We start from the raw sequence: 24594 nt of genomic DNA, 5'->3' as shown, positions 1-24594 counted from the left end.
AAGTGGGTCTTCTATGCTTCCCGCATTTCCGCTTCCTGAAAGCTAGAAGGAAATAAAAGGGGGAGGTTAAGAAGAGATAGATACCTACTAGATAACCATTTCCCAAATGTTAGACTTTAACGTGATGACGGAGCCGTCGAAGATCGATGACTTAGCTTACAAGGGCTGATCACAAGTCCTTCAAGTTAAAGGAGATCTCAAGTAAATTCTTCATTTTCCTGAACCTCCAGTCGTCCATCTCTATTTCTCCTATTCCTCCAGTCGTTGAAGTATGTGGCTTGTTACATGCGTTAAGGTTCCATCCATCTATGATTACTATCTTCAATTCCTTAACCTCTTCAGGGACTGGGAATAGGTCGTATATTTCATCCCCGTATTTCCTCTCCGCCTCTTCCCTTGGCAACGTCTCCACCCTCACTGGTACGTTCTGAACTATCTTCTCATTAGCTAGCCTGAAGATTTCCTTCATATCACTTTCCCCGGGCTTCCTATCAAGTTGAACTGTGAGCCTTCCGTGACCCTTCGATACCCAAGTAGACGCAGTCCATTTAGCACCTAAAACTTTCCTAACCGCTCCCTTGACTACATGTAGGGCTGTATGTGTCCTTACTTCTGTATCGTCCATGAAATGAGTTAAATATTTTTAGGTAAAAAATTCTTTTTCTACTATTAAAGGAAAGCAACCAAAGTGTGGGAATATGCGTTCCTTATAAAGTGATATATGTAAAGATCTTCTTCATTGATCTATTATTGTGCAAAATCAAGAGGTTTTGAATCAAATTACTTGGATGTCGTCTAGAGGATTAGAACATAGATGAAATATCTTAGGACCTCCATTTAGTAAAGATTTTTCAGAAGTCTTCAGTAGTGAAGAAAAGGAGAAACTAAAGGAACTCGCGTCTCTATAGATAAGTTCTCGGCTTTACTTGACCGCTTAGCCTTATCATGCCTAAAATCAGAGAATTACCTTTAGTAATGAGATAGAGGCCGTGCAAGATCAAGTACTTCATTCTTTCCTCTCTGCATTTCTCTAATGCCCTAGTTGCCTTCACGATCTGATCCGAATAAGGGGAATAGGAGGGAAAGTCATCCCTTTCATGTCTAAGCTCCATTATTTCCCTTTCTATCTCAGCTATCACGTTTCTTACATCTTCGTCTTCGTTCTCCTTTCCTATTTCTATGAGTTTTTTACCGGCTTCTTCCACTTTTCCCTCATTTAGATAGGATACAACATCAAGATAACTTTCCATTTCATCTTATTCTCCCAACCGGTTTTAAATATTAGGTAAAAGACAAGCTTTTCTCATGAAAAGAAGTTTCATCTCATGGACACTCGGCAGAAATTCGTGATTGCATAACACAAGTAAAAGATCATTAATTAATTATTTATTTTTTCTCTAACCATTTTTCCCTGTCTTATTCTTCCCTATAACCCATGAGGTACTTCTTCAGGAAGACCTTCGTCTGCTTCATGGTCTCTATCCTTTTCAGCGTGGACACCGATTCCTGTATCTTGGACAAAGTTTCTTTGTTCAATGTAGCTAATGAAGTTTCTCCCTCTTTCTTTCCGTACTCTGTGAGGGAATATTTCTTTCTGTTCTTGACGAAGCCTTCCCGTGATAGATAGGACAGATGAGACTCAATTCTAGGGCTGTACACGAAGTATCTTTTGTTCCATCTAAAGTAGAATAAAGGGTTCTGTATTGTATATTTTTTAGCTAATAAATCGTAAATGATGAAAGAGGTCACAAACAGTCTTGCCTTAGTTACGTCCTCGTAGGTATATAAAGACATGATGATCAAGTTGTCAACAGTGTAGTCATATTTAACTTCCTTTTCCTTGCATAGGGTCTCAGCACCCTCGGACAATGTCTTTAGGATGTAATAAGCCGATTGACAAGAATTGTATTTTTCTATCTCCTCTATGGCTTCATCCGTTAACTGCCTTACTCTGTTCACAACACTAATAGACAAACCATGTTTTAATTGTTAGTTAACATCAAGTGCTTTGAATTTCTTTTCTTGAAATAACTTGGTGAAGGTCGAAGGATAGAAACGCGTATCCGTAAAGACATAAGCTAGAAAAATGTATATAGCTAGTGTTTTCCCATCGTAGACTTCATTTCATTCAATTCTATTAAAGAGCTGACAACCCCCGCGTGAGGAAAGAGTTGTGGGAAGTTCCCGCGCGGTTCGCACAACGAAGCGTCTAGATGTTCTGCTATGAGGTAAAGATCTGTGGAACAAGAAGCTAAGCTGTTCAGCACTCTCTCCGCATCGTCTATTAATCCCATCCTAATGTAAACCCTGGCGAGCCACGTGGAGGTCAACGTGAAAGGATGGGACACTTGTCCCATGAAGTCAGTCTTGTACCTGAGCAAAAGGTCTCTTCCTATCATTAAGTCATCAATTATCTTCTTTAGGGTTCGTCTGAAGAGTTCGTCGTTAGCATCAATGAATCCGTAAATGGGGAGGGTGAGAAGAGAAGCATCAACTTCCTCGCTCCCGTAATATCTTGCTAAATGGCCTGACGATATGCCGTTGTTGAGGACGTCCTCCCTTATCTTCTCAGCCTCGATCCTCCATTCCTTCCTGTCGTATCTGAGCTTCTCCGCTATTCTCCACGCTCTGTCCAAGGCTACCCAGTTCATCACTTTGCTGTGGACGAAGTGTTCCAAGACGCCTCTCTGTTCCCATATGTCAGTACTCTTACCCTGCCAGCTCTTCATGACCCACTCCGAAATCGCCTCTACTATCCACCACATGTCCTCCACGTATTCGACTTGACCAGTTGCGAGCATGTATTGATAGAGTGAGTCCATGAATGCGCCTTCTACGTCGGTCTGCACTTGCAGGTAAGCTGCGTTACCTATCCTCACCGGTTTGGATAGCTTATGTCCCTTCAACCAGTTCAATTCCTCCTCAGCTGGGGGCATGGTTCCGTCTACAGTGTAAAGCGGATGGTCGAAGCTCTTAGACGAGGGATCTACGATAGAGCTCATGAACCTAAGGACTCCTCTAGCCTTAGTGAAGAGACCTGCCTTTATGAGTGCCTCGGCTCCATACGATGCATCCCTTATCCACACGTAGCGATAGTCCCAGTTTCTGTCGCTACCCACTATTTCCGGAAGGGAAGTGGTGGGTGAGGCAATGAGTCCTCCAGACGGCAAATAGGTCAGCCCCAGTATTATGAGCAGGGAAACTTCATATAGCTCCTGGAGTGCTGACACCTTTTTCGCGTGAGAGATCTGCCCTCTCCAGTACGACAAAGCCTTGTTTAGAGCATCGTAAGGGCGGGAGTAAACGAAACCTTTCCTGCTGAACAGTCCGTACCTTAAGTCCTTAGAGTGGAGGAGATATAGATAGCCTTTACCTGGCTTCAGGGATACCTTGTAACCGTCCTCGATCTCGTAATTTCCTTGTATCAGGAGCTCTATACCTTCGTTAGACTGCGGGTTCTTGAATACTATCCCTCCCTCAACCACGTCTATCCCTGGGTTTATTAAGCCGTAGTTGAACACTGGTCTTATATCAACGTCGAAGGGTATGTCGGATTCGAAAATTCTGATTATCCCGGTCAAGGACAGAGGGAGGAAGTCCAACACCTTCAGCTTACCTTTCTTTGTGGAGAAGGAATTCTCCAGAACTAAGCTCCTCTCTAAATAACGTTGTGAGTGCGAGAACTCTTCTTCTGGCTTGACTGAGAAATATCCTCCCTTCTCGTCGTCTATTATATGTGAGAAAACTGAAGGAGAGTCCATCCTAGGAGTAGGGAACCAGACTATGCTTCCTTCATACTCTAACGCAGTTGTGAACCCGTTAGAGAGGAAGGCATAATACTTCTTATGGGACTTTACGGTTTCCTCGTTCATGAACTACAGTAGTACTTTTATACACAGTTCTTTAAAAAAGTCTATCTCTTCTCAGGTTTTCTTATATTCGTCTATGGCTTCTTGAAAGACCTCAGTCAGCTCAGGGATCACGTTATCTATGTAACACTTCTTTGCGGTCTCCTTTCCGAGAGAACCTAACTTGTCGTTCTTCAAAGCGCTCTTAATCTTCTCAGCCATCTCATCTACGTTACCCGATGGGAAAGTGTAACCGTTTCCTCCGTCTATTACAAGTTCGCTCGCCCCTGCACCTTTGCTTACCACCACGGGTTTCTCGAAAACCCATCCTTCCACCACTACTAGTCCGAATCCCTCAAGTTTAGAAGGAAGAAGGATCACATCGGCTATTTGATATAACGCGTTCAGTTCATCGTCGTCAACGTAACCTGTGAATATAACCCTGTCACTTACCTTAAGTTCATCTGCCATGGCCTTCAACTTTTTAGCCCATATTCCAGCCTTGTTGTTTCCCAACGTCTTGCTCGTGAAGCTCCCGTTCCCCGCTAGTACCAGTTTGGCTCCTTCGACTTTGGATATCGCCTGAATCGCCAGATCCTGGCTCTTCATCGGATCCATCCTAGCCACTACAAGGACTACCTTATCGTCGTGAGTGAGCCCGAACTTCTCCCTGACTCTCTCCTCTGTATCCCTGCTTTGTCTGGAGTAATTCCTAGGGTCTATGAAAGGGTATATCTGTTTTGCTTTTACCTTAGCTCCTGTCCTCACAAGCCCTTCAATGTCCCTCTTCGTGCTCATTATCACCGTGTCGAAACCCTCAAACGACCTTATCAGGAACTCCCTCAGTCTATGCGACAAGTTTTCAGGCACGAAAGGTATGTGGTACCATAGAACAGCAGGCGCCGATGGGCCTATTATTCCTCCCACGACCAACTGTTGGAAATCGTTGATGAAGAAGACGTCTGTATCGTTGTAGTGCTCCAAGAGCTTTTGAGCTGACTTCCAGTTGTACTCCACGTAAGCTATGTACTCAGCACCTTCTATTTGGTACTTGGAGACGTCGTGGCTCTCATTGTATATGCCTTCCTTGAACTTAGTGTAAAGCGATAACGGTTTAGGGTCCATGTTGACGAAACTGAGCTCAACCCCGTTCATTATAACCTCTGGTGGGTACCCCGGACCTAGAGAGACCCATCTCTTCTTGTTGAAGCAGCTCCTCTCCAGGAGATTTATCATCATCTTAGATACTCCTCCTACTGAAACGTGATAGTCTTCTCTACTTAGAAAGGAAAGACCCACCGGGACCTCCAAATTCCCGTATTTCTCTATTAAGTCCTTGTAGGTAAGGGTGAACCTCACTGGTGGAGTCTGTGAGTTAATGGAAATGTTCATGTCCATATCTTCTCTTCGGTGTTAAAAAACGTGCTAGAAACTCAGAGCTGGAAAGAAATTATTCCAAATATTATGCCAAATTATACTAAAGCTTAAAAACTTTAAATCCGAGATTAACTTGGTATGGTTTTAAGAACAGGAGAACAATATCTGGAGGCTATATCACACAGGAGCAAAGCTGAAATTTTCGTAATGGGGAAGGAAGTAGACGACGTAACTAAGAACCCATTCTTGAAGCCCTCAGTGATGGCGTTTAAGGCTACTTATGACGCAGCTTGGGACGAGGACTCCAAGGACCTAGGGAGAGCGTGGAGCCAATTTCTAAACGAGGAAGTCAACAGGTTCACTCACATACATAGATCTCCAGAGGACTTAGCTGCTAAGGTGAAGTTGCTCAGGAAAATAAGCCATAAGGTAGGGGCTTGTTTCCAGAGATGTGTAGGATTTGACGCGTTAAACACACTTTACATAACAACATCTATCATGGCTGAGAAGGGAAGGAAGGACTATCATCAGAGGTTCGTTGAATACTTAACTCATGTGCAGAAGGAGGACATAGCTTTAGCAGGAGCAATGACTGACGCTAAGGGCGTGAGGACTTTGAAGCCCCACGAACAGCCACATCCAGACGTTTACGTTAAGGTAAACCAAGTCACTAAGGACGGGATATATGTTTCCGGGGCTAAAGCTAACATAACAGGAGTAGCTGCCAGCGAGGAAATAATAGTGCTTCCTACTAGGGCAATGACGAAGGAGGACAAGGACTACGCTGTAGCTTTCGCAATCCCCCTCGATACTGAGGGAGTTAAAATAGTCGTGGGAAGACAACTGAACGACGCTAGACGTTTTGAAGGAGGAGACATAGACGGCCTTCCTTACTTCTACAACCACGAGGGTTTAGTGATATTCGACAACGTCTTCGTTCCGATGGACAGAGTCTTCATGCTGGGGGACTGGGAGTTCAGCGGTACTTTGGTTGAGATATTCTCGGCTTATCACAGACAGGGATACGGAGGATGTAAGGCAGGACTGGCCGACGTTATAATAGGATCGGCATCTAACTTGGCAAGGCAGAACGGAGTTGAGAAGGCATCTCACATTCAGGACAAGCTTACTGAGGCAGTTTTCCTGACCGAGACCATGTACGCTGCTGGGATAGCTGCGAGCTTGAACGCAGTGAAGGTCGGAGACGCTTGGTGGGTCAACCCCATGCACGCTAACGTCACGAAGCACCTTGTGACGAGGTTCCCGTCCGAGATAACAAAGATAACAACCGACATAGCTGGAGGCATGTTAGGTACTGCCCCGAGTGAGTGGGACCTCAAGAACCCCAAGCTAAGGGGATACATCGAAAAGTACATGCAAGGCATGATGGACTACTCAGCAGAGGACAGATTGAGGATGACTAGGCTCCTTGAGAACACTAGCCTCGGAGTGGCATTCATGATAGAGTCAGTCCACGGTGCAGGAAGCCCTGCAGCACAGAGGATAATGTTTAGCAGACTTTACGACTTCAACTACGCCGAGGAAGTGGCCAAGAGACTAGCCGGAATAAAGAGTGATGTAAAGTTCGTCAAGAAACCAGAACCGTGGAGAGAGAGCGACACCGAGAAGGTAGCTAAGTCCTGATTTCAATTCCCTCTTTTTTAACTTTTTCATATATATTGAAGATTTTATCAAGAGCTTAATTTTCCTCTTGGTTAACTCTATTTATGGACAAAATAAGGGAAGTCTCTATAAGGCGATGTAAGAACCGTCCCGTGAAGGCTATAGCTAAAGAGTTAGGAATGAGCAGAGACGACGTAGAGAAGGTGATATCTAAGCTAATAAGGGAGACCGACCCATTCATTGAGGAGAAAGTCAAAGGTAGGAGAAAAGTCAATTTATTCACGGATATAACTCCCCTCATAGAAGGAAGCGATTTCACCAAGGCATATGCAGAGGCTCTATTGAAGAACGAAGCCGTGTTGGACTACATAGCAGTAAAGAGCGGAGACCATCACGATCGTTTCATGGATTGCATAAGGTACCACATTCACCTGCTCCTAGAGGGATGAAGAGTTGAAAATCCTCATAACTGGGATAGAGCCCTCTGGGAAGATCTTCTTCAAGGAGTACCTTGACGAGAAGGGTAACAGGGTACTGATAGAGATTCACGAGGAAGGAAAAAGGATCTCCTTTAACGAGAAATCGTGCGTAACGATAGGAGGGAGAGATATAATGGATGGGGAGGAAGTTGAGAGTTGTCAAAAGGTAATGAAGTCCTTCATACCTCAGCTTGACGACCTTATCAATAATTTCTCTTCATACGACGACGAGAAAAACCTTGAATATATAGTGAGAAACTTGGGCGGAAGAGATCTGGAGTACGTATTTTACATACATGAAGAGGACATGGTGATACCTTTCGTCAAGAACAACGGAGAACTGAATTCGCTCTCCTACAGGATTATAAGAGAGTATGAGAGGAAGGTCGAATCCAAGGTGACCAAGTGATCTGTCATTACTGGAGCTTTCCACAGGATAAGGTGCCAAAGCGTTTAGGATGAGCTTTTTAGCCTCCGTTAAAAAAGGGAAAATGTGAAAGAAATTTCCGTTGAGTTAGAGGATGATATAGCCGAGGCAATCGAAAACCTTCAAGAGGTCGGTCTAGAGAAGGACGAGATTTTAAAACTTGCAGTTCTCACCCTGCTGATAGGTCATGGCTGAACTTCGATACCCTGCAATCTCATCAGGGCGTGTTTAGTTCCTTCCTTGAAGTGCTCCACGTTCTTTTTCTCCATCATTTTGAACATCCAGTTGAATTTAACATCCCAGGTCGAAACTATCTTCTCTGTCCCTACCAAGGTCTCCTGATATCCTGTGAACGGTCCTTCAAGGTAGTCCATCCTGATCCCGTCATCCAGCCTAGTTATTCTCACCTTACCCGAAGCGGGGAAAGCGAACCTGACCTTAGCGTACGCAACTTTTCCATCATCAGAGATCACTTGTAGTTCCCTGGTTCCTTTCCAGTACGTGGGAATTGATCTGATGTCCTTTAACTTGTTCAAAACCTCGTTCCTGTCACACTTCAGTTCATAATCAACTTGAAACCTTGCCATGGAAGTAATTAGGATGGTAACGCTTTAAATATTCCTTAAGGAATGGGGTCTCATCGACTTTCTCCATTTCTAGGTAATCCAGGAGCAGGCCTTCAGGCTTCCTGGCATTAGGGACAGTGATAGTTCTCTCAGGTGTGACTATAACGTCTAAAGCGAGATCGAAGGGCTCTCTGGGTATCATGTCAACTATCTGGACTTCATGAACTGTTGTCACTACAGGGGTCCTCTCGTTTACCTTCTCGAGCTCCCTGAGGATAGCGTACTCCAGCTCGCTGTATCCTTCGCCCTTTCCTACTCTATCACCGTTTAGCGTAACAGCTACTGACCCCACTACTATCAAGTCCACTTTGTCTATGTTCTCTATCCTAACTCTCTCGCCGTGAGAAGCTATTGCCTTTATGGTGAAGTTCCTGGAATCGGTTTCCTTTCCGTCCAGAAGGTAAAATTCGCCCTTAAGCCTCGGAGTAGGAACTAGGAGCTTCTTCTTAGCGCTAAGGACTAACTCTCTAACTTTGCTTTGAGGGGAATCCGGATTCACCTTGATTAGCGAAGACTTCTTGAAGATGTCCAGTGACGAGAGCCTCTCTGCAGCCTTAGAAGACCCCTTAAAGTTTGGTATCCTGCCGTAGACCGGTCTGGGAAACGAAGCTAACTTGTTCTCTTCCAAAATCCTCCAGATCCTTTCCCTTATTTTCTGCTTTTCCTCCTTTTCCGCTTGCATCATCCATGCTTCTCGATATATTCTTTCTTATCTCTTGTCACGAAGAATAAGGCTAGTTTTAGGAACCGTTTTTCCCAGTTTTATCCCGATTTCAGTTTAGGGGAACCAGTTGAACCATAGAGTACTGGTCTTCAACAAGTTACTAACCTAGGCTGGACTAGAGTAGTTAACAAAGCCTCTGTTCAACGAGTTTCTTCTCGACGCGTTTCAGGTTCAAAACATGTTGAGATAAAGAAAGCTTGTGTTGGCGCCATCTCAGGAGCTTTTATTTCTATTTTTTAAAAGAGAGGATGATTCATGCATGGATAAACTTATACTTTACCCGTTTAATTTCTCTCAAAGCAAATGAACCCTTACATTCTAGCGGCCATAAGCTTGGCCTTCCTCTTTTCTGGAATTCTTTTTTCCTATGTTTCAATTATTTCCGAACCTTATAAGGATGTAAACTACGGATACGGCAGCTGTGCGTTTCCCCCTTCAGATTGGCAGTACAGATATTGGTCTGTACTGACACATGGTCTTCCACATCCAGTACTTTTCGTAAACGGGGAAAAGGAGAACGTTTCTCAGATAGGTCCGGTAAAGCTGAATTCGACGTCTTTCTATGTTTACTCTATTGAGGGGTACGTTCAGCCTTACGCTTACCTTTCAGTTTACGCCATGTTCGCAGTCTTCTTCGGAACCCTTTTGGGACTGAAGACTCTTCTCTACTTAGTTCAGTACAAGGCTATAGGGAAGTTAGCTGAGAGCAGAAGTCCCAGCGGTTCATTGAGCGTTTACGTGATGAAGAGGTTGACTAACCTAGTCCTCGTGATAACAATCACAGTGGTTGTCATACTGATTTTAGAAGTCCTGCACGGGAACAATGTGTTTCATTCGCTCTTCAGGATCTTCACATTCAACGGGGGAATAAGCACGCACTATCTGGTGAGCGTCGATTCCCTCCTCTTAACGTCTTTAGGATATACTTCCCTTTTGCTCGGAATTTCAATGCCTTTCTCTGTTTTCGCTGGTAGCGCAATAGCGATGAGGAACTTATCTACACCGTCCACATTATTCAGGGAATGGAAATACGTGGGAAGCTCCTTGGCCTCCTGGGTCATAGGGTTATCATTGATATACGCGTTTCACTACGGTATACCTCTGTTTCCCAGCGGAGGTGTAGGGTCTCCCTTGTTCATGTATCTTGTGCTTCCGGTAACGTCTCTAGTTATCCCAACCATAGGGATAACTGCTAACAGAATGTATGACGTAGTCTCAAAGTTCAGGTCTACCGAGAACGTCAAATACGAAATAAAGGGGCTCTCATCTGAGGTCTTGCTTTACCGTCACGTTTTCGGGAGGATAGGGGTCGTCCTCCTCAACTCCATTTCATCTATCTTCTCAGAGTTCCTTCTCTCAGACTTCTTCACCGAAGTGACCTTCGCAGTACCCGGAATAGGGTTCCTGAGCTGGGAAGCAGTAGTTCACGGGGACTACCTTGTCTTGGAGGGTATTTTTCTACTCTATACTGTAATAATAGCAGTATCTAACCTGATCTCTGATCTGGTTTACGGTTTGTTTGACCCTAGGGTGAGGGTGAGAAGATGAACTTGACATTCAAGGCGGGTGCAATCATTACTTCGGTCTCGCTTGTGTTGTCCTTCTTTTTCTCAGTGGTGAGCTTACCCTCTGGATCTCCGCTCTCATCCCCTTCATTAAGCTACCCTTTAGGTACTTACATAAACGGGGACAACATGATAAACGAGAACGCTTTAGCCCTCCTGAACACCCTGATAGTTGCTATAGCGGTAGGTTTCATTGAGATAGTTGTTGGTTTGCCTTACGGAATGTTAGTAGGTCTCATGAAGGGTAAGATGAGGCATATGTTAGCTAGGATACCAGACGCAATAACTATAATCCCTCGCGGTCCGCTTGTACTTTCCTTAGCCCTCTTCTTCGGCCATCCTCGCGGTTACGTGCTAGCTACACCGATAATATTTTCCATTTTAATAATTTCTTTTACAGGCTGGGGGAACTTGGCGAGACAAATAGGAGAGTTGGTCACTCCTTCGACGTACTCATTTCCTCAATTCTATGAAACGTTCATGGAAAAGTTCAAGCTATCCCTGACGAAAATAAGGAAGACTACTTTGATCAGCTTCTTGAACGGAATGGTTGACGGGGCAAGCGTTTACACTTTGATGGGAGTCCTAGGGGTCGGAGATCCAAACTTCCCTACCCTTACCACGATACTGGTGACGGGCAGGTTGAACGGTATACTTTATGCTTGGTGGATATTCCTTATACCTTCTATTTTCAGGGCTATATTCCTTATAGGACTCTACTTGATGGTTAGTGGTGCTCAGAGAAATGATTGAATACGACTGTTTAACTGTGAAGGATAAGTTGGAGTGCTTCTCCCTGAGGCAGATAGACGGTAACGTTGGGATTCTGGGAGAAGGAAACAGCAACAAGGAGTACTTGGTTAAGGCTTCCATGAGGCTGGTCAACTCTACAGGACATTTCTACATTAACGGTGAAGATGTGCTGTCGGTTACCTCTGAGGAGTTCAAGGATTACTTGTGGATAAAGTTGAGCGAAATCCCATCAGATCCATACACGCTCTTCAGTGAATTATATGATATAAAATCACACTTTGTGGAGATAGTTATGTCTCATGGTCTAGGGGACGAGCACTACGCTGAGGAACTAGCCTTGGAGTACGTTAAGTTGCTGGGTTTAGAGACATCAGTCTTAGACAAATACACTTTTCAGCTTAACCCTATGGAAGCTAAGAAGGTAGAGATAGCCCTAGCGAGCTTCCTGAACCCTGAGGTTATATTCGTAGAGGACATTGGATGTGGACTGAACGATGTGCAAGTGAATGTTATCCTGAATTCCCTTCTGGACATGGAGTCCGTGACAGATTCCTCCTTCGTCGTGTTAGACAACGACCCGGCTGTGATCTCCAGACTAGCGGACTACACAGTCGTACTTTACAAGGGAGAAATAATCGAAGAGGGAGAGGAAGTCCTGTCCTTTCCTCTACATCCTTACACTCAAGCCTACTTAGGAGGTTACTTGAGACCTTCTTTACCGGGGAGGGGATGTAAGTTCAGTTCATCCTGCCCTTTCTCGTCCTTCAGATGTAAGGAGGAGATACCTAAAGGAGCCAATGTAGGTCGCTCCTTCGTCAGATGTCACCTCTACCCTTGGTGAGACACATGATCTACTACGGTCAACTCAAGTTAGACGGTATCTCTTGTTTCTTTGGAGAGGGAAACGAGAGAATAGTCCAATCTGAAGTCAAGGTCACAGATCAGTACGGAAATGAGATCCCTAGAGCTACAATAAGGTACATACCATCAAATACCAGAGAGAGGCCCCCTACTACAGTAGAGGAGTTCCTCAAGAGGATAGCTACGAGAGTCGGCGGGACCTCAGATCAAGTTAATAAGTCAATCCTGATATCTGGAGTGGATCCGTCGAGAAAGCTCACCGAAATTGAAACGTCTGAATTAGCAATAGTGTATGTCTCGACACTCTTCCTGGGAGACGTGAAGCTAGCCATTGTGGGAGACCTTTTATCAAAGGTAGACGATCCGCTCAAGATCTTCGTAATGAAGCAGATACATAAAATCCTGAGGAAGATAGGAAGGGATTCACTGGTTTTCATGTCTTCCTTCAAATACGTGGGGTTCTGCGACAAGGTGTTCGTTGGAGCTAATGGCGAAGTAATGGAGGAAAGCGATGGAAATAAGGAGTTTTATCACCCTTACAGCAAGGTTCTAATGGACTCTGTAATGGATACAGGAAGAAGAGGGGAAAGAGCCCGAGTTAGGTGTCCAGTCGTTTTCTCCGAAGTCGGTTGTGCATTTCATGACTCTTGTGAGCTTTCAAAAACCGATAGAAAGTTAAGGAGGAAATGCATCCTCGAGAAGCCCAAGACGTTCAGAGTAGGTGAGAATAGGGTCAAGTGTTGGTATTTTGAAGGGAAGTAGTCCTTGCTGTTGTAGTAGTAGGTATCGCCTTGTCCAAGTCCGAATTCTCCCTCTCTATTTCCCTCAGAGCCTCCGTGAGGTTACTCACCTTACTTTCTTTCAACTCTGCGTAAAGTCCAAACCTGTCAAGCAGGATGGGCTTTACGAAAGCCCTCCTAGCTCCTAAAACGTCCATTTCGTAGATATCTCCAATGTGGACTGAGGGGAAACCTCCCTTTTGTATAGCTAGAGAAAATATCCTTGGGTTCGGCTTTATGAGTCCGACGTCACATGAGAATATCATGTAGTCGAGGTATCTGTCCAATCCGTATTCCATCACTATAGTTCTGGCTCTCGGTGTGGCGTTCGATACGAGGATCGTCTTGAGACCGAGGGACTTAACTCCCTCCAGGAAAGGGATAGCGTCGTCATAAAGGAAATGGCTGTCGCCGTACTTGGCTTTCTCGCTTATCTCCTTGATTACCTCTCTAGATACTATTCCAAGCTCGTAAGAGAAATCACTCAAATCAAAGGGATTACTACCTTCATTGTCAGGATAGTTGAACTTTCCCATGCTCCTCATCATAGCCCTATAAACTTTCACTGGGCTTATGTTATAGCCGTAATCTTTCAGCACGGAAGCAACGATTTCGTAAGTTCTCGGTCTGAAGCCAACCAAGGTTTCTCCAAGGTCTACGAAGACTGCCTTCAACATCAAACATAGTTTAAGTATCCATGTTTATAAACATTCTCTAAATAGTCTATATACACAATCTAAAGTTTAAAGAGAGAAGTTTGAAATTTGTCTCAGTCCAGCCTTCAGGAAAGGAAGGACGACACAACAATAATTTCAGTGATCAGATCATGTTTGTAGCGTCTTCTCTGAACTGGCTGAACTGAAGCGTGTTATATGTGCTTTGCCTAATTTTGACCTTCTCCGTCTTTCCTTCCTTGTAGAACAAAGCCTCACCTACTTCCAGCGAGGGGACTACTGAATCTACTTCCTTTGGTTTCCAAGGGAGGATTTCCTTATAGACCTTCAAGTCTGCTGGGTGTACTACTTTGTGGAGCATATATATCTCGCTCTGAGTCAGAACGTCCTTGTTTACCTTTGCAGACCTCTGGCTTATGAGGATTATGCCTATGCCTCTTTTCCTTCCTCTGAGGGCTAGCCTAGTTATAATTTCAGATATCCCTGATACTTTCCCTTGGGGTATGAACTCATGGGCTTCCTCTACAACGATCATTCTATCCGTCCTGCGATCCTTAGACATTTCCCATATGTTTGTTAAGTACTTGTAAAGGAAAGAGAAGGACTCTTGGTTCCACTCGCTCATGTCTATCACAGAGCTGATAGCTTTCCTGTGATGAACTTCCGATCTAAGCGATGCATCGTCACTCCCTGTTACAATATCTCCGCCCATGGAATTGACCAAATCCACGTATTCAGCGTCAGGGTCAATCACGGTGACCGGTAAACCTTCCTTTATCGCTTCCTCTATCATTACCTTCGAAGTGTTGGACTTTCCAGACCCTCTTATTCCAAGGATCGCTACACACTTCCTGGCTACGTCAGCCTTACTCAGCGAGAATGTCCCCATGTTCATGGGTGTAAGTTTGAAAGGTTTGAGTTAAAAGGGAGTTGCCTTGATATTTTAACCGTGTCTTTCGGTATGAGTGGGCTCAACTATCTCCTGTAATTTTCCTTCCTTAAAGAGCCTAATTGCGTCGTCTACTTTAGTACCTTCTTCGACTAGGAAAGCCTTGGCCTTTCCCTGGAGTAACCTGACTCCTGGGGGCCCCATTTCAGTGACCAAGAAGACCTGAGCTCCCTTGTCTAAGGCCGACTTCAACATGTGAGCTCCCCTAGCTGCTACTGCATGAAGGGCAGGATTAGGATACTCCTCTACTAACTTGATAAGGTCGTTTTCAACGTCAAAAATCTTCACCTTCTCTCCTTCTCCTGGTCCGGTAACCTCGTCTCCGGTCACAGGTAGAGCTACTTTAGTCATGAACGACTATTGATTTGACCTAAAATAAAATTTGCTTATTTGAACTGAGAAAAGAGAAACGCCAAGAATAGAACAGCCATGAACTTGCTGTGTTAGGTCTTGCTTATCCTAGACCTGCTTCGTTACAAAAGTTGAACGAGGTTCAGTGTAGGAACTCTTAGCGTAAGGAGATTAGTAGCGTAAGAAAAGAACTAAAAATTCTAGAGACGATAAGATAAGAAAATTAACCTTCCTTTTTATTGGATTTCTTGTCACTGTTGCTCAATTTTTCAAGCATTTTCTGATTTATTCCTAGCCAGCCTATGTCCCTTCCCTTATTGATCTCGAACCTAGCTCTGGATATCTTATCAGAGTTGTTCTGCGTTTCAAGGATAGCTTTCTCTAGAGAGTAACTAGAACGCACTAAGAGTAGGATCTCGAGAATCTTGTTTATCCTATCTGGTACGCCTATAACGGAGGATCTGAGGGCTATCTTGTACCTCTTGAGGTGAGAGTATCCAGAGACCCTTGTGAGGAATTCCGTAGCCCGGTCAAACCTCTTCCCTTTATCTACTATTCCCCCTATGATGAAAGTCTGAGCTTCCCTTATAGTTGTCTCATCAATCTCATATTCACCATAAGGGTCAAGGACTATCCCTTCGTGGATTCCCTCCTCGGTTTCAAGTACGAACGAGAATCCCTTGAACATGTGACTCAATAATTGAAACAATTCTTGAGGGGGATTGACTACCCTCAGGTTTCCGTCCCAGTAGTATCTCCTGATGACGGAGATCGATAGACCTAATTGTCTAACAAGGTCTGTCCTCTCCTCTTCAGTCAAGTAGCCCCACAAGTTCATGTCAATTAAAAACTTAGGGAACTCGGGTAGCTTGATATCAATGCTACACGTACTATCCTTCTCTAAGGCGTAATGCAAAGGTTCACCTGAAGAGGAAAGATAATAAAGGCTTATCCCCATTTCTTGGACAGGGTGAGAGCCGACGAACTCTCCCCTCTTAATGGAAAATCCGTTTACTAAACAGTGAACTAGGATGTCGTGAAGCAATGATTTACTGTATCTCTTGATACCCTTAATCCCTAGGGAGTCTATTCCCTCAGATTTCAAGTAATCCGCCATGTATTCGGCTAAGCTCAAGTCAGGATTGGATGATCGTAGCAGGTAATAAAAGCATAAGACGACAGAGGCGTTTAGGACACTTCGATCTTCAGATCTTAAGCTCACTGATCTGCTTTTAATCCTAAATTAAACGCTTACTTAATAAAGACAGTCCTGTGTGAGCTCTGATGATCGGGTGTTGGGTAAATCATACAGCAGAGAAGGGTAAAAATAAGGAAAAGAGTTTTTTGCAAAAAAAGATTATAAAAACATGAATTAATCCTTTCTCCTTTTTCATTTTATAAGAAAAAGGGAGTAAGATGATCCACTTCACTGAGACCTCATTTTCCTAGTTACCTCGGATAAGTCTACCTTGGAATCTCCACTCAACTTTCTAGTAGATTCTATCAAGTCCTCTCTCCTGGTCTGCTCCGCGGCTTCCTGTAACGATTGAATTATACGGGTGCTCTCAGCCTTCCCTGTCATTAGGGACTGTTCGTATTCCCTGAGGAGCCTATAGTACCTTATCTCAGCTTGAACCCTTCCATTTACTGATCCCATGACTTGTTCAGCGTTTCCTCTATTGAAAGTTAAGAACTTTGTGATTTCCTTCTGCTGTCCGTCAGCAGGCTCTACATACCTTACCACGAACTTTGCCGTATACGGAGTATCCCCTGGAGGCACAAGTAAAGTACCGTAAATAGCTACCATGTTTTCCACCACCGGGAGCCTTATAGGTGAATTGTAATTTAACGGGGTGAAGTCCCTTGGTGTCTCCACTTCCACATTATATGCAGCTGTGTTCGTAGTTCTCTGGCTTTCAAAGAGAACTGGTAGAGAGTTCGGATCCTCCACGTGGAAGAAAAGACCTCCAGTTTTGTCCGCTATCGTCTTAAGGATAACTTCGTTGTAGTCCCTACCTACACCGAGGCATATGAACTGAACATAAGGGGGGAACTGAAGAGCTTGATAATCCTTTACATTTGTCTTGTCTACCGGCTGTCCATCTGTCAGCAAAATTACCTTAGTTGCGGTGTTGTTCTGCGAGGTTATCTTGATTATTTCTCTGAGTGCTTCATGAAGCCTGGTTGTACCCTCAAATTTTCTCTCGATTGTAACAGGCTGGCCTGTAGGCCCTTGGTAAACTACGTGGGGATGGTTGGCAAAGTAAATTATGGTAACCAGGTTTCCAGGCGGTAGACTAGCCAAGAGGTTCTGTGCAGCCTGCATAGAGATGTCTAGCTTGTTGTCCTCCTTCATCGAGGGGCTGTTGTCGATAGCTATCACAAAGTGGGTATTGGTCAAAGTCGTCACTGATTCGGGTATTATATAAATTACAACTCCTGACTCGGTCGGCTTATTGGTGTAAGCTATCGAGTATGACTGGGTTAGCTTAACAGAAACTACCATTGTTATCTAGGAGTATACTATGGACAGAAATTTTTAAGTATTTTACAAGCTATTATACAAACATGACATGGAAATGTCCATTTTGTGGAAACGAAAACCTTGATGACGCTAATTTTTGTACAAAGTGTGGAGCTAAGAAACCTGAATCCTTGACTACACAGTCAACGTCAATGCCGACCCCTGAACCTACTGCCCAACCTGCAGAGGCGCAACAAGTAGTATCGCAAGACGGAAGCACGTCAGTACAGGTGACGTCACAAGCAGGAAGCGTTGCACCTCAAGGGCAACCAGAAGCTTCAATGCAAGCTGAGGAAGTGAAGAACGAACCTGCTACAGTTCCAACACAACCTGCACAACTGGAAGCTTCGCCGGAGCCAGCGCAAGTTTCAGCACCTCAGGAGCCATCACCGGCAGGACAGGAAGCTCAAAAGTACTACATTCAGTTCATAAACACTCCGAACCCTCAGTTCAACAAGACCAAGATACCCTTGGAATTTGACGTTTTCCCTTCAATATCTCTTGGTAGGAGTCCAGAGAACGTCATAGTAATTCCAGATCCAGAAGTATCCAGGAAACATGCAATTATCTATTACGAGAACGGCAAGCTCGAGATAGAGGACCTCAACAGTACTAACGGAACATACATATACGACGGAAAGATGTTCCAACCAGTTAAGGGGAAAGTTGAGATACAGCCAAACTCAGTTCTGAAGCTTGCTAACAACACAGTGGTAAAAGTAGTGAAGGATTAATGGAGGAAGTCCTGACGCCCGAGGTAGAAGAAGTCAAGACATCAACCTTCCTGAAGGAACATGAAGAGGAATCACAGAAAGCTTTAGATGCAGTTAGAGAGATAATTTCAAATCAGGATTTACTTCATAAACTCTTGGAGGAGTCCACGTCCATTTTCGAGTCTCAGACTAATTATCTAGGAAGTATTGAGACGGACAAGAAGGTAGTCTTTGTAGGAGATACCCACGGAGCCTTCGACGTGGCTCTCTACACTCTTCTCAACTTCCTTCATGACGACAGCGTGGGGAAAATAGTCTTCCTCGGTGATTACGTTGACAGGGGAGAGATGAGCTTAGAGAACTTAGTGCTGATTTTGAGGGAAATGCTGGAGGATCACGAGTCAAAGGGGAAAATGGTAGTGCTCAGGGGTAACCATGAAAGTCCTTTGACTAACTACCACTACGGTTTCTTCAACGAACTCTCCGAGAAAGCCAAGGACTTCCCTTATGAGGAGTTCCAGAGATTGTTTTCATACATGCCTTACGCGGCGTCAGTGAACGGATATTTCTGCGTACACGGCGGGATAGCAAAGGACGAAAGCAGCGAGTCTATAGCTCCACAAATGAAGAATTTGAGTCAGATAAATGAACTCCCCAGAGGAGACGTGGAACCATCAAACCCGGTCGCCATGCAGTTGCTTTGGAATGATCCGAGGGAGTGCATAGACGATTTCATACCTAACGTGAGAGGGGAGGGTACGTTCTATTTTGGCAAAAAGGCTGTGGAGGACTTCCTCAATTCCAATAGCTTAAAAGGGATAATAAGGGCTCATGAGGTTAAGGATGCTTTCTCAGTAGAAATGGATGGCAAAGTAATAACTGTTTTTTCAAGCAGGTATCATCACCTATCGGCAGGTGTGTTAATAATGGATGAGAACAAGAGATTCCACGTATTGAAAATTTTAGGTGAGATGTCATGACTCTTTCCATGAGGATAGAAACAAGTCACAAGTTCTCTTTTTCGTCCCCATTGAGGTATATGTTCAAGGTAATGTTAGTACCTGAAAGATTGGGAACCGCAAAGGGATTTCACTACATAGTTCTCCTGGACACCAGCGGATCCATGACTGGCTATAAGATAGACGTCGCCAAACAAGGAGCGTCAGCTCTCCTCTCGAGGATACCGGAGGGAAACAAGGTAACTTTCATTACGTTCTCTGATACCGTGAAGGTTATAAAGGAAGCAGTAGATCCTCAGTCTGCGGAAGACCTTTCTTCCATTACAGCTTCAGGTCAGACAGCGCTTTACACTGCTTTATTGAACGCAAACAAGATAGCCAAGGCACATGAGATGCCTACCTACGTCCTCCTTCTGACAGACGGCAACCCCACAGATCAGACAAACGTGGATGTGTTCTCTTCAATTCAATTCATGAGGGATCTTCAGATAGTCGCTTTCGGCATCGGTGACGATTACAATGAAGTTCTTCTGAAGACCCTTGCTGACAAGACGAATGGTCTATTCTATCATATAAGTGAGCCTAACGAGATAGCGGAGAAACTACCTAAGAAGGCTGTGACTGAGATAGCCGCAAAGAACGTAAGCGTTGACATAGTAACTGAAGGGAGCGGAACCAAGCTATTGAACTATTCCTCATTACCAGTGAAGGTAAACGCTGTAGAAAACGTAGTTAAAATTCTAGGTGAGACTGAGATGCCTGCTAACTACAGCGGTACCTTCCTCACTGTGAAAGTCCAGTACGAAGATCCAGTTAGCGGGAAGCACGAAGCGCTCCTAACCCCAGTTAACGTTTCTCCAGCTACTAATCAGCAAACCTTCATTTCAGGGGTAAACAACGATCTCATATCGGAGTATCGCTATTACGAACTTCTCAATAGATATGCGAAGGAAGTACAAGGAGAGGAGTTAGTTGAGGCAACCAGAACGCTTACGCAGCTTAACCAAGTCGCCCAGCAGACCAGGAGGATAGAATTCATAGAGACAACGAGGAGGCTATCTAACGAGTTGGAGACAACTAAGAGGCTAGGTTCCACAGAACAGACTAGAAGGCTCTCAAAGGAGGTTTCCAGCGAGGTTACTAGAAAGCTGAGAGAGGGGTAAAGGCCAAGAATCTACATCTATTACTTTCACATTTACCTTATCGTTAACGTAATTCAAATTCTCTATAAGGTATGTTCTCTCACCTTTTCTCTTCAGCCTGACCCCGAACTGTTCCCTCAAGAAGGAGGTTATATCGTTCTCACTCCAAGTCAAGGTAGGGACGTCGAGAATTGAGAAAATGACCTTTGCGTTATCTCTTCTTTTCTCACCTGTCATCTCTATGGACCTCTTGTTAACCTTCACTTCTATCCTCTCAAGTCCCTTCATTGACTCCATCCTCCCTATTCCGTGTACTTCCACGGAGTACTTATAGAACGGATAAAAGGATTTCTTTCTCTCGCTGAAAGTAATCCTCCTTATCTCATTCATGTTGCAGTCCATGCTGACGAATGATGGAAGTTCACGGCCTTCCACTAGATCCGGCTGCGAGACCACGAAGTAAGTCTCTGGGGTCATAATAGAAGTTATATTGTAACCTTGGAGCTTCATGTCAAGATTATATATTACCCTTTCGTTCATATAAATTTTTTTCAAATTTCCCCTTGTTACTCTGCTTTGAGAAATGGAAAGTTGTAATTTATAACGACGTTAAAAAAATCACTTTTTAATCATCTTGTCGAACACGTAGTACAGTATACCTCCTTCCTTCAGATAGTTGAGCTCAGCTTCATTGTCAACTCTGACCTTGCCTTTCACTGTTATCTCCTTCTCTCCTGAGAAAGTAACTTCCACTTCTGACCTTGGCTTGATGTGGTTTAAGCCGGATACGGTTACCTCTTCCTTACCGCTTATACCTAGGTCCTTCCAGTTAGGTATCTCTATGGGAACTACTCCCATAAAGACAAGGTTGCTCCTGTGTATTCTCTCGAAACTCTCCGCCAAGACTGCCTTAACGCCTAGGAGGTACGTCACCTTTGCAGCCCAATCCCTTGAGCTTCCGGTTCCGTACTGTTTACCTGCAACGACGACAGTGTCAACTCCTTCCTTCATGTACCTCATTGCGGCGTCGTAAACGCTCATCTCTTCTCCATCGGGGAAGTGCTTGGTGAAACCTCCTTGTCTGTCCACCAGGAAGTTCCTCAACTTAGGGTTAGAGAAACCTCCCCTCATCATGATTTCATGGTTCCCCCTTCTCGCACCGTAAGTGTTAAGCTCTGTAACTCCCATAGAAGACAGCAGCCTTCCTGCGGGAGAGTCAGGCAGGATCGGTCCTGCGGGAGATATGTGATCCGTGGTAACCTTGTCTCCTAGAAGTAAGAGGATTCTACCCTTCTTGATATCCCTTACATCGCGCCTCACAGAGAACCAAGGTGGCTCTACTATGTAAGACGAAGCCTCCCAACTGTAACTTGTCCCTCCTTTCACGTGTAATTTCTCCCAGTTTTCGTCCCCGTGGAATATTGCCTCTTTCCTCATCTCGTAAATCTCTGGCCTCATGGCTAGCTTGTAGACCTCTGCAATTTCTGCATTGGAAGGCCAGATGTCTTTCAGGTATACGGGCTTCCCGTTGGGATCTACCCCTATCGGCTCGCTTGTTAGGTCAACAGTCATCCTGCCAGCTAAGGAGTAAGCTACAACTAGTTCAGGAGACGCAAGGAACGCTCCCTTAAGGTATGGATTTATTCTCCCTTCGAAGTTTCTATTCCCGCTGAGCACTGCGAATGCACTAACTCCGTTCTTTACGTCGTTCTCAACCTCCTTAGGTAAAGGCCCGGCGTTTCCTATACACGTAGTACATCCGAAACCGACCACGTGAAAACCTATTGACTCAAGATAAGGTAACAGACCTGAGTCGGAGAGATAACTTACAACTACTGGCGAACCCGGCGCCATGCTGGTCTTAACGTAAGGCTTAGGCCTCATGCCGTAGGAAACGGCTTTCTTGGCTAAGATCCCCGCACCTATCATGACTGAAGGATTAGACGTGTTTGTACAACTCGTGATCGCAGCTATTACTACTGATCCGTCGTCTATTGTCTTCCCCTTGGCTCCTCCTAATAACCCGCTCACGCTTTCCTTCACTTTCTTCAACGGGATTCTCTCCTCTGGGTTCCTCGGCCCAGCTATAGCGGGTTCAATTTCCCCAAGGTCAACCTCGATTACCCTGTCGTACCTCGGCTCGTTGGAGTAAAATATCCCCATTTCCTTTGAAACTTTCTCCACTACCTCCGCATTCCTCGCAGTTCCTCTGAGGTAAGACAGCGTGTTTCCGTCTATCGGGAAATACCCAACAGTAGCACCGTATTCTGGAGCCATGTTTGAGATAGTAGCCCTATCAGGCACGGGAAGTGATGAGAGGTCCCCGAAGAACTCCACGAACTTCCCTACAACCCCTTTCCCCCTGAGGAGTTCTGTCAGGAATAGTACCACATCTGTAGGGGTGACTCCTTCCCTAGTGCTACCCTCTATCTTAACTCCTACTACCTCCGGTACGTTCATATAGTAAGGTTCCCCCAACATTACTCCTTCAGCCTCTAACCCACCTACACCCCATCCAAGGACTCCTATTCCCCCTATCATCGTGGTGTGAGAGTCTGTCCCTATTACTACCTCTGGAAAAGCCATCCCGTCCTTGACGTCTATAACAGAGGATAAGAACTCCAGATTTACCTGATGTATTATCCCGTTCCCTGGAGGAACTACTCTCAGGTTGGTGAAGGAGGACTGTGCCCACTTCAAGAAACCATACCTTTCCATGTTCCTCTCAAATTCCTTCTTCATGTTCATCTCTAGTGCATAGGAAGTACCGTAGTAGTCTACTTGTACCGAGTGGTCTATAACCAAGTCAGATCTGACCTTAGGGTTTACAAGGAGAGGATCGCTTCCTCTCCTCTCTGCCTCACTTCTCATTTCCGCTAAGTCTACCAACAAAGGAACTCCAGTGTAATCCTGCATCACTATCCTAGTTGGTAAAAACCTTATCTCCTCCCCTACTTTTCTATTCAATATCTTTTCAGCGGAGTCGTCAAATCCATTCCTGAGCGAGTTTTCTGCTAGAACTCTCAGACTGTAAGGTAAGTCCCTCGTTTCCTCAGGTAGTTGTACGAAGTTTAAATCTCCTATTTTCTTCGTGTTCACGAGTTCTCTTTGTCGTTGCTGGCTTAAAAGCGATTATAGAAGGGAAAATAACTCATGACGATCTGATTAAATCCATCTGAGTAAAAAATGAGATCTTTTTACTATTATTAAAAAAGGAAAGAAAGAAGCTATTCAAACGTTGACATAAGTTGACATACATACATACTTAATTCTTTTATCCCTTCACTAAACCTATTATGAAACCTATTATGAACACTATTGAGTCGTACGGTATATATCCTGAGAACGATTTAGCCTCCGATATAGCTTTAGGGACTTGTGTTCCAGCGGTCTCAAGGAAATGTTCTACTGTGACCGGCGAAAGATACCCTATCGCCATTAGAAGGACTACTATCGCAATGAGTATTATTCCAACGGCGAAAAGTTTCTTTACCAAAAATCCTATGAGCAACCCCAATATGAAAGTGACTGCTACGCTCACTATCTCACTTGTGGTGATCATGACATACTTTTCTCTAGTCAAACTTTTATTTTTAATCAGCTTAGTGCTCTTTCATGAAAGTTGTCAAGTATTTCGTCAAGTTAACTGTCAGAGATGATAAAGGAGATAACCCAGTGAAATTTAAGCTTGTTAAGCACGAGAAGTCAGAAGGAGGAACTAAGAGGAAGCTGGTCGATGCAGAAGAACATCCTTTCAGGAAACTGGCTAACGCAAGGGAATTCGTGAACACTTACGCTGAGAGGGAAGGCATACAGTGCTCATCTTTTGAGAAGAAAGACAACGTCTGGAGCAAGGAATGTTCTTCTCAGTCGGGCGTAAAGTACACCTTTGAAATAAGGGAACAGAGGATTGTGAAGCCAAAGAAGGAGAAGAAGGAAGAGGGTAAGAAGGAGGAAAAGAAAGAGGGAGGAAAAGAGGAAGCGAAGAGCGAGCAGACTCAGCAACAAGCTCAAACTCAAGAAACGAAACAGAGAGATGGCGAACAAGCCCAGGGGAAGCAATAGAAATTTGTCTACATTATTTTTATAATACAATCTCTTATTCATTTTAAGTTAAAAGATGACAAATGAGCATGTTTTCGCACAAATGTGTACATTTTCTTCTCTATGGCTTGATAGAACAAGGCACTTCCCTCTAGAGTCTAGGTGTCCTTCAATTC

At 44.5% G+C, this 24594-nt stretch carries 27 protein-coding genes; 12 read left to right on the top strand and 15 right to left on the bottom strand.

Features of this window, described 5'->3' with window-relative positions; genetic code table 11:
- Nucleotides 1-169 precede the first annotated feature (169 nt).
- From IC007_RS03615 to IC007_RS03595, 5 genes are all read right to left on the bottom strand, one after another.
- Complete coding sequence (locus IC007_RS03615; RefSeq protein ID WP_149528376.1) at nucleotides 170-625, bottom strand: alanyl-tRNA editing protein; 456 nt, start codon at nucleotides 623-625, stop codon at nucleotides 170-172.
- 277 nt (nucleotides 626-902) lie between these two features.
- Nucleotides 903-1250 (bottom strand): hypothetical protein, encoded by a 348-nt coding sequence (locus tag IC007_RS03610; protein WP_054845889.1) that lies wholly within the window; start codon nucleotides 1248-1250, stop codon nucleotides 903-905.
- A 166-nt stretch (nucleotides 1251-1416) separates the two neighbouring features.
- Nucleotides 1417-1959 carry a hypothetical protein gene (locus tag IC007_RS03605; protein WP_054845890.1) on the bottom strand — a complete coding sequence of 181 codons (543 nt, stop codon included), beginning with the start codon at nucleotides 1957-1959 and terminating at the stop codon, nucleotides 1417-1419.
- A gap of 137 nt (nucleotides 1960-2096) precedes the next feature.
- On the bottom strand, nucleotides 2097-3872 hold the full coding sequence (treH2, locus tag IC007_RS03600; RefSeq protein WP_054845891.1) for an alpha,alpha-trehalase TreH2: 1776 nt from the start codon (nucleotides 3870-3872) through the stop codon (nucleotides 2097-2099).
- Between the two features lie 51 nt (nucleotides 3873-3923).
- Nucleotides 3924-5240 carry a glycosyltransferase family 4 protein gene (locus IC007_RS03595; protein WP_149528375.1) on the bottom strand — a complete coding sequence of 439 codons (1317 nt, stop codon included), beginning with the start codon at nucleotides 5238-5240 and terminating at the stop codon, nucleotides 3924-3926.
- A gap of 123 nt (nucleotides 5241-5363) precedes the next feature.
- Between IC007_RS03595 and IC007_RS03590 the strand changes: the two genes are divergently transcribed.
- The 4 genes from IC007_RS03590 to IC007_RS14040 all read left to right on the top strand — a co-directional run bounded on the left by IC007_RS03590 (nucleotide 5364) and on the right by IC007_RS14040 (nucleotide 7949).
- A complete protein-coding gene (locus tag IC007_RS03590; RefSeq protein ID WP_054845892.1) occupies nucleotides 5364-6869 on the top strand; it encodes a 4-hydroxyphenylacetate 3-hydroxylase family protein in 1506 nt (501 codons plus the stop codon).
- An 83-nt stretch (nucleotides 6870-6952) separates the two neighbouring features.
- A complete protein-coding gene (locus IC007_RS03585) occupies nucleotides 6953-7297 on the top strand; it encodes a hypothetical protein (RefSeq protein ID WP_054845893.1) in 345 nt (114 codons plus the stop codon).
- A gap of 4 nt (nucleotides 7298-7301) precedes the next feature.
- Nucleotides 7302-7736, top strand: a complete 435-nt coding sequence (locus IC007_RS03580; RefSeq protein ID WP_149528374.1) for a Rossmann-fold NAD(P)-binding domain-containing protein — start codon at nucleotides 7302-7304, stop codon at nucleotides 7734-7736.
- 84 nt (nucleotides 7737-7820) lie between these two features.
- Nucleotides 7821-7949 carry a hypothetical protein gene (locus IC007_RS14040; protein ID WP_256202565.1) on the top strand — a complete coding sequence of 43 codons (129 nt, stop codon included), beginning with the start codon at nucleotides 7821-7823 and terminating at the stop codon, nucleotides 7947-7949.
- Here the strand turns inward: IC007_RS14040 and IC007_RS03575 are convergent.
- On the bottom strand, nucleotides 7940-8341 hold the full coding sequence (locus tag IC007_RS03575; RefSeq protein WP_054845895.1) for a hypothetical protein: 402 nt from the start codon (nucleotides 8339-8341) through the stop codon (nucleotides 7940-7942). The two genes, IC007_RS14040 and IC007_RS03575, sit on opposite strands and share 10 nt — an antisense overlap.
- Nucleotides 8322-9065 (bottom strand): 5-formyltetrahydrofolate cyclo-ligase, encoded by a 744-nt coding sequence (locus IC007_RS03570; RefSeq protein WP_370685804.1) that lies wholly within the window; start codon nucleotides 9063-9065, stop codon nucleotides 8322-8324. The genes IC007_RS03575 and IC007_RS03570 overlap by 20 nt, the downstream gene beginning before the upstream one ends.
- Before the next feature lie 342 nt (nucleotides 9066-9407).
- On the opposite strand from IC007_RS03570, the gene IC007_RS03565 reads away from it, so the two are divergent.
- The 4 genes from IC007_RS03565 to IC007_RS03550 are packed head-to-tail and all read left to right on the top strand — an operon-like array spanning nucleotide 9408 to nucleotide 13045.
- Complete coding sequence (locus tag IC007_RS03565; protein WP_054845897.1) at nucleotides 9408-10652, top strand: ABC transporter permease subunit; 1245 nt, start codon at nucleotides 9408-9410, stop codon at nucleotides 10650-10652.
- Nucleotides 10649-11422: a hypothetical protein gene (locus IC007_RS03560; protein ID WP_054845898.1), complete on the top strand. Its 774-nt coding sequence runs from the start codon at nucleotides 10649-10651 to the stop codon at nucleotides 11420-11422. Before IC007_RS03565 ends, IC007_RS03560 begins: the two co-directional genes overlap by 4 nt.
- A complete protein-coding gene (locus IC007_RS03555; RefSeq protein ID WP_162204984.1) occupies nucleotides 11400-12263 on the top strand; it encodes an ABC transporter ATP-binding protein in 864 nt (287 codons plus the stop codon). The genes IC007_RS03560 and IC007_RS03555 overlap by 23 nt, the downstream gene beginning before the upstream one ends.
- Nucleotides 12264-12268: 5 nt before the next feature.
- A complete protein-coding gene (locus tag IC007_RS03550) occupies nucleotides 12269-13045 on the top strand; it encodes an ABC transporter ATP-binding protein (RefSeq protein ID WP_149528373.1) in 777 nt (258 codons plus the stop codon).
- On the opposite strand, the gene IC007_RS03545 is transcribed toward IC007_RS03550, so the two are convergent.
- From IC007_RS03545 to IC007_RS03525, 5 genes are all read right to left on the bottom strand, one after another.
- Nucleotides 13017-13739 (bottom strand): HAD family hydrolase, encoded by a 723-nt coding sequence (locus IC007_RS03545; protein WP_084739731.1) that lies wholly within the window; start codon nucleotides 13737-13739, stop codon nucleotides 13017-13019. The genes IC007_RS03550 and IC007_RS03545 overlap by 29 nt on opposite strands.
- Before the next feature lie 142 nt (nucleotides 13740-13881).
- The gene (locus IC007_RS03540) at nucleotides 13882-14631 is read right to left on the bottom strand and encodes an ATP-binding protein (RefSeq protein WP_149528372.1); all 750 of its coding nucleotides are present in this window, start codon (nucleotides 14629-14631) and stop codon (nucleotides 13882-13884) included.
- 48 nt (nucleotides 14632-14679) lie between these two features.
- Nucleotides 14680-15036, bottom strand: coding sequence for a NifB/NifX family molybdenum-iron cluster-binding protein (locus IC007_RS03535; RefSeq protein ID WP_149528371.1), 357 nt, complete (start codon nucleotides 15034-15036; stop codon nucleotides 14680-14682).
- Between the two features lie 223 nt (nucleotides 15037-15259).
- Entirely contained in the window at nucleotides 15260-16171 is a 912-nt protein-coding gene (trm10, locus tag IC007_RS03530) for a tRNA (adenine(9)-N1)-methyltransferase Trm10 (protein WP_054845901.1), read from the bottom strand.
- Nucleotides 16172-16462: 291 nt separating this feature from the next.
- Complete coding sequence (locus IC007_RS03525; protein WP_054845902.1) at nucleotides 16463-17542, bottom strand: VWA domain-containing protein; 1080 nt, start codon at nucleotides 17540-17542, stop codon at nucleotides 16463-16465.
- Nucleotides 17543-17604: 62 nt separating this feature from the next.
- Here IC007_RS03525 and IC007_RS03520 point away from each other — a divergent pair, with 62 nt between their 5' ends.
- From IC007_RS03520 to IC007_RS03510, 3 genes are all read left to right on the top strand, one after another.
- Nucleotides 17605-18294: an FHA domain-containing protein gene (locus tag IC007_RS03520; protein WP_054845903.1), complete on the top strand. Its 690-nt coding sequence runs from the start codon at nucleotides 17605-17607 to the stop codon at nucleotides 18292-18294.
- A gap of 104 nt (nucleotides 18295-18398) precedes the next feature.
- The gene (locus IC007_RS03515; protein ID WP_370685230.1) at nucleotides 18399-19253 is read left to right on the top strand and encodes a metallophosphoesterase; all 855 of its coding nucleotides are present in this window, start codon (nucleotides 18399-18401) and stop codon (nucleotides 19251-19253) included.
- Nucleotides 19250-20395: a vWA domain-containing protein gene (locus IC007_RS03510; protein WP_149528370.1), complete on the top strand. Its 1146-nt coding sequence runs from the start codon at nucleotides 19250-19252 to the stop codon at nucleotides 20393-20395. The genes IC007_RS03515 and IC007_RS03510 overlap by 4 nt, the downstream gene beginning before the upstream one ends.
- Here IC007_RS03510 and IC007_RS03505 read toward each other — a convergent pair.
- The 3 genes from IC007_RS03505 to IC007_RS03495 all read right to left on the bottom strand — a co-directional run bounded on the left by IC007_RS03505 (nucleotide 20348) and on the right by IC007_RS03495 (nucleotide 23936).
- Nucleotides 20348-20914, bottom strand: a complete 567-nt coding sequence (locus IC007_RS03505; RefSeq protein WP_054845904.1) for a hypothetical protein — start codon at nucleotides 20912-20914, stop codon at nucleotides 20348-20350. The two genes, IC007_RS03510 and IC007_RS03505, sit on opposite strands and share 48 nt — an antisense overlap.
- Nucleotides 20915-20992: 78 nt before the next feature.
- The gene (gene acnA, locus IC007_RS03500) at nucleotides 20993-23473 is read right to left on the bottom strand and encodes an aconitate hydratase AcnA (RefSeq protein ID WP_084739735.1); all 2481 of its coding nucleotides are present in this window, start codon (nucleotides 23471-23473) and stop codon (nucleotides 20993-20995) included.
- A gap of 175 nt (nucleotides 23474-23648) precedes the next feature.
- Entirely contained in the window at nucleotides 23649-23936 is a 288-nt protein-coding gene (locus tag IC007_RS03495) for a hypothetical protein (protein WP_054845943.1), read from the bottom strand.
- Between the two features lie 53 nt (nucleotides 23937-23989).
- Here IC007_RS03495 and IC007_RS03490 point away from each other — a divergent pair, with 53 nt between their 5' ends.
- Nucleotides 23990-24439, top strand: coding sequence for a hypothetical protein (locus IC007_RS03490; RefSeq protein WP_054845905.1), 450 nt, complete (start codon nucleotides 23990-23992; stop codon nucleotides 24437-24439).
- Nucleotides 24440-24594 lie beyond the last annotated feature (155 nt).

Source organism: Sulfuracidifex tepidarius, assembly GCF_008326425.1.
In the GTDB taxonomy this organism is placed as follows: Archaea; Thermoproteota; Thermoprotei_A; order Sulfolobales; family Sulfolobaceae; genus Sulfuracidifex; species Sulfuracidifex tepidarius.
The sequence above is the reverse complement of the archived record's forward strand: the minus strand, read 5'-3'. Positions and strand labels throughout refer to the sequence as shown.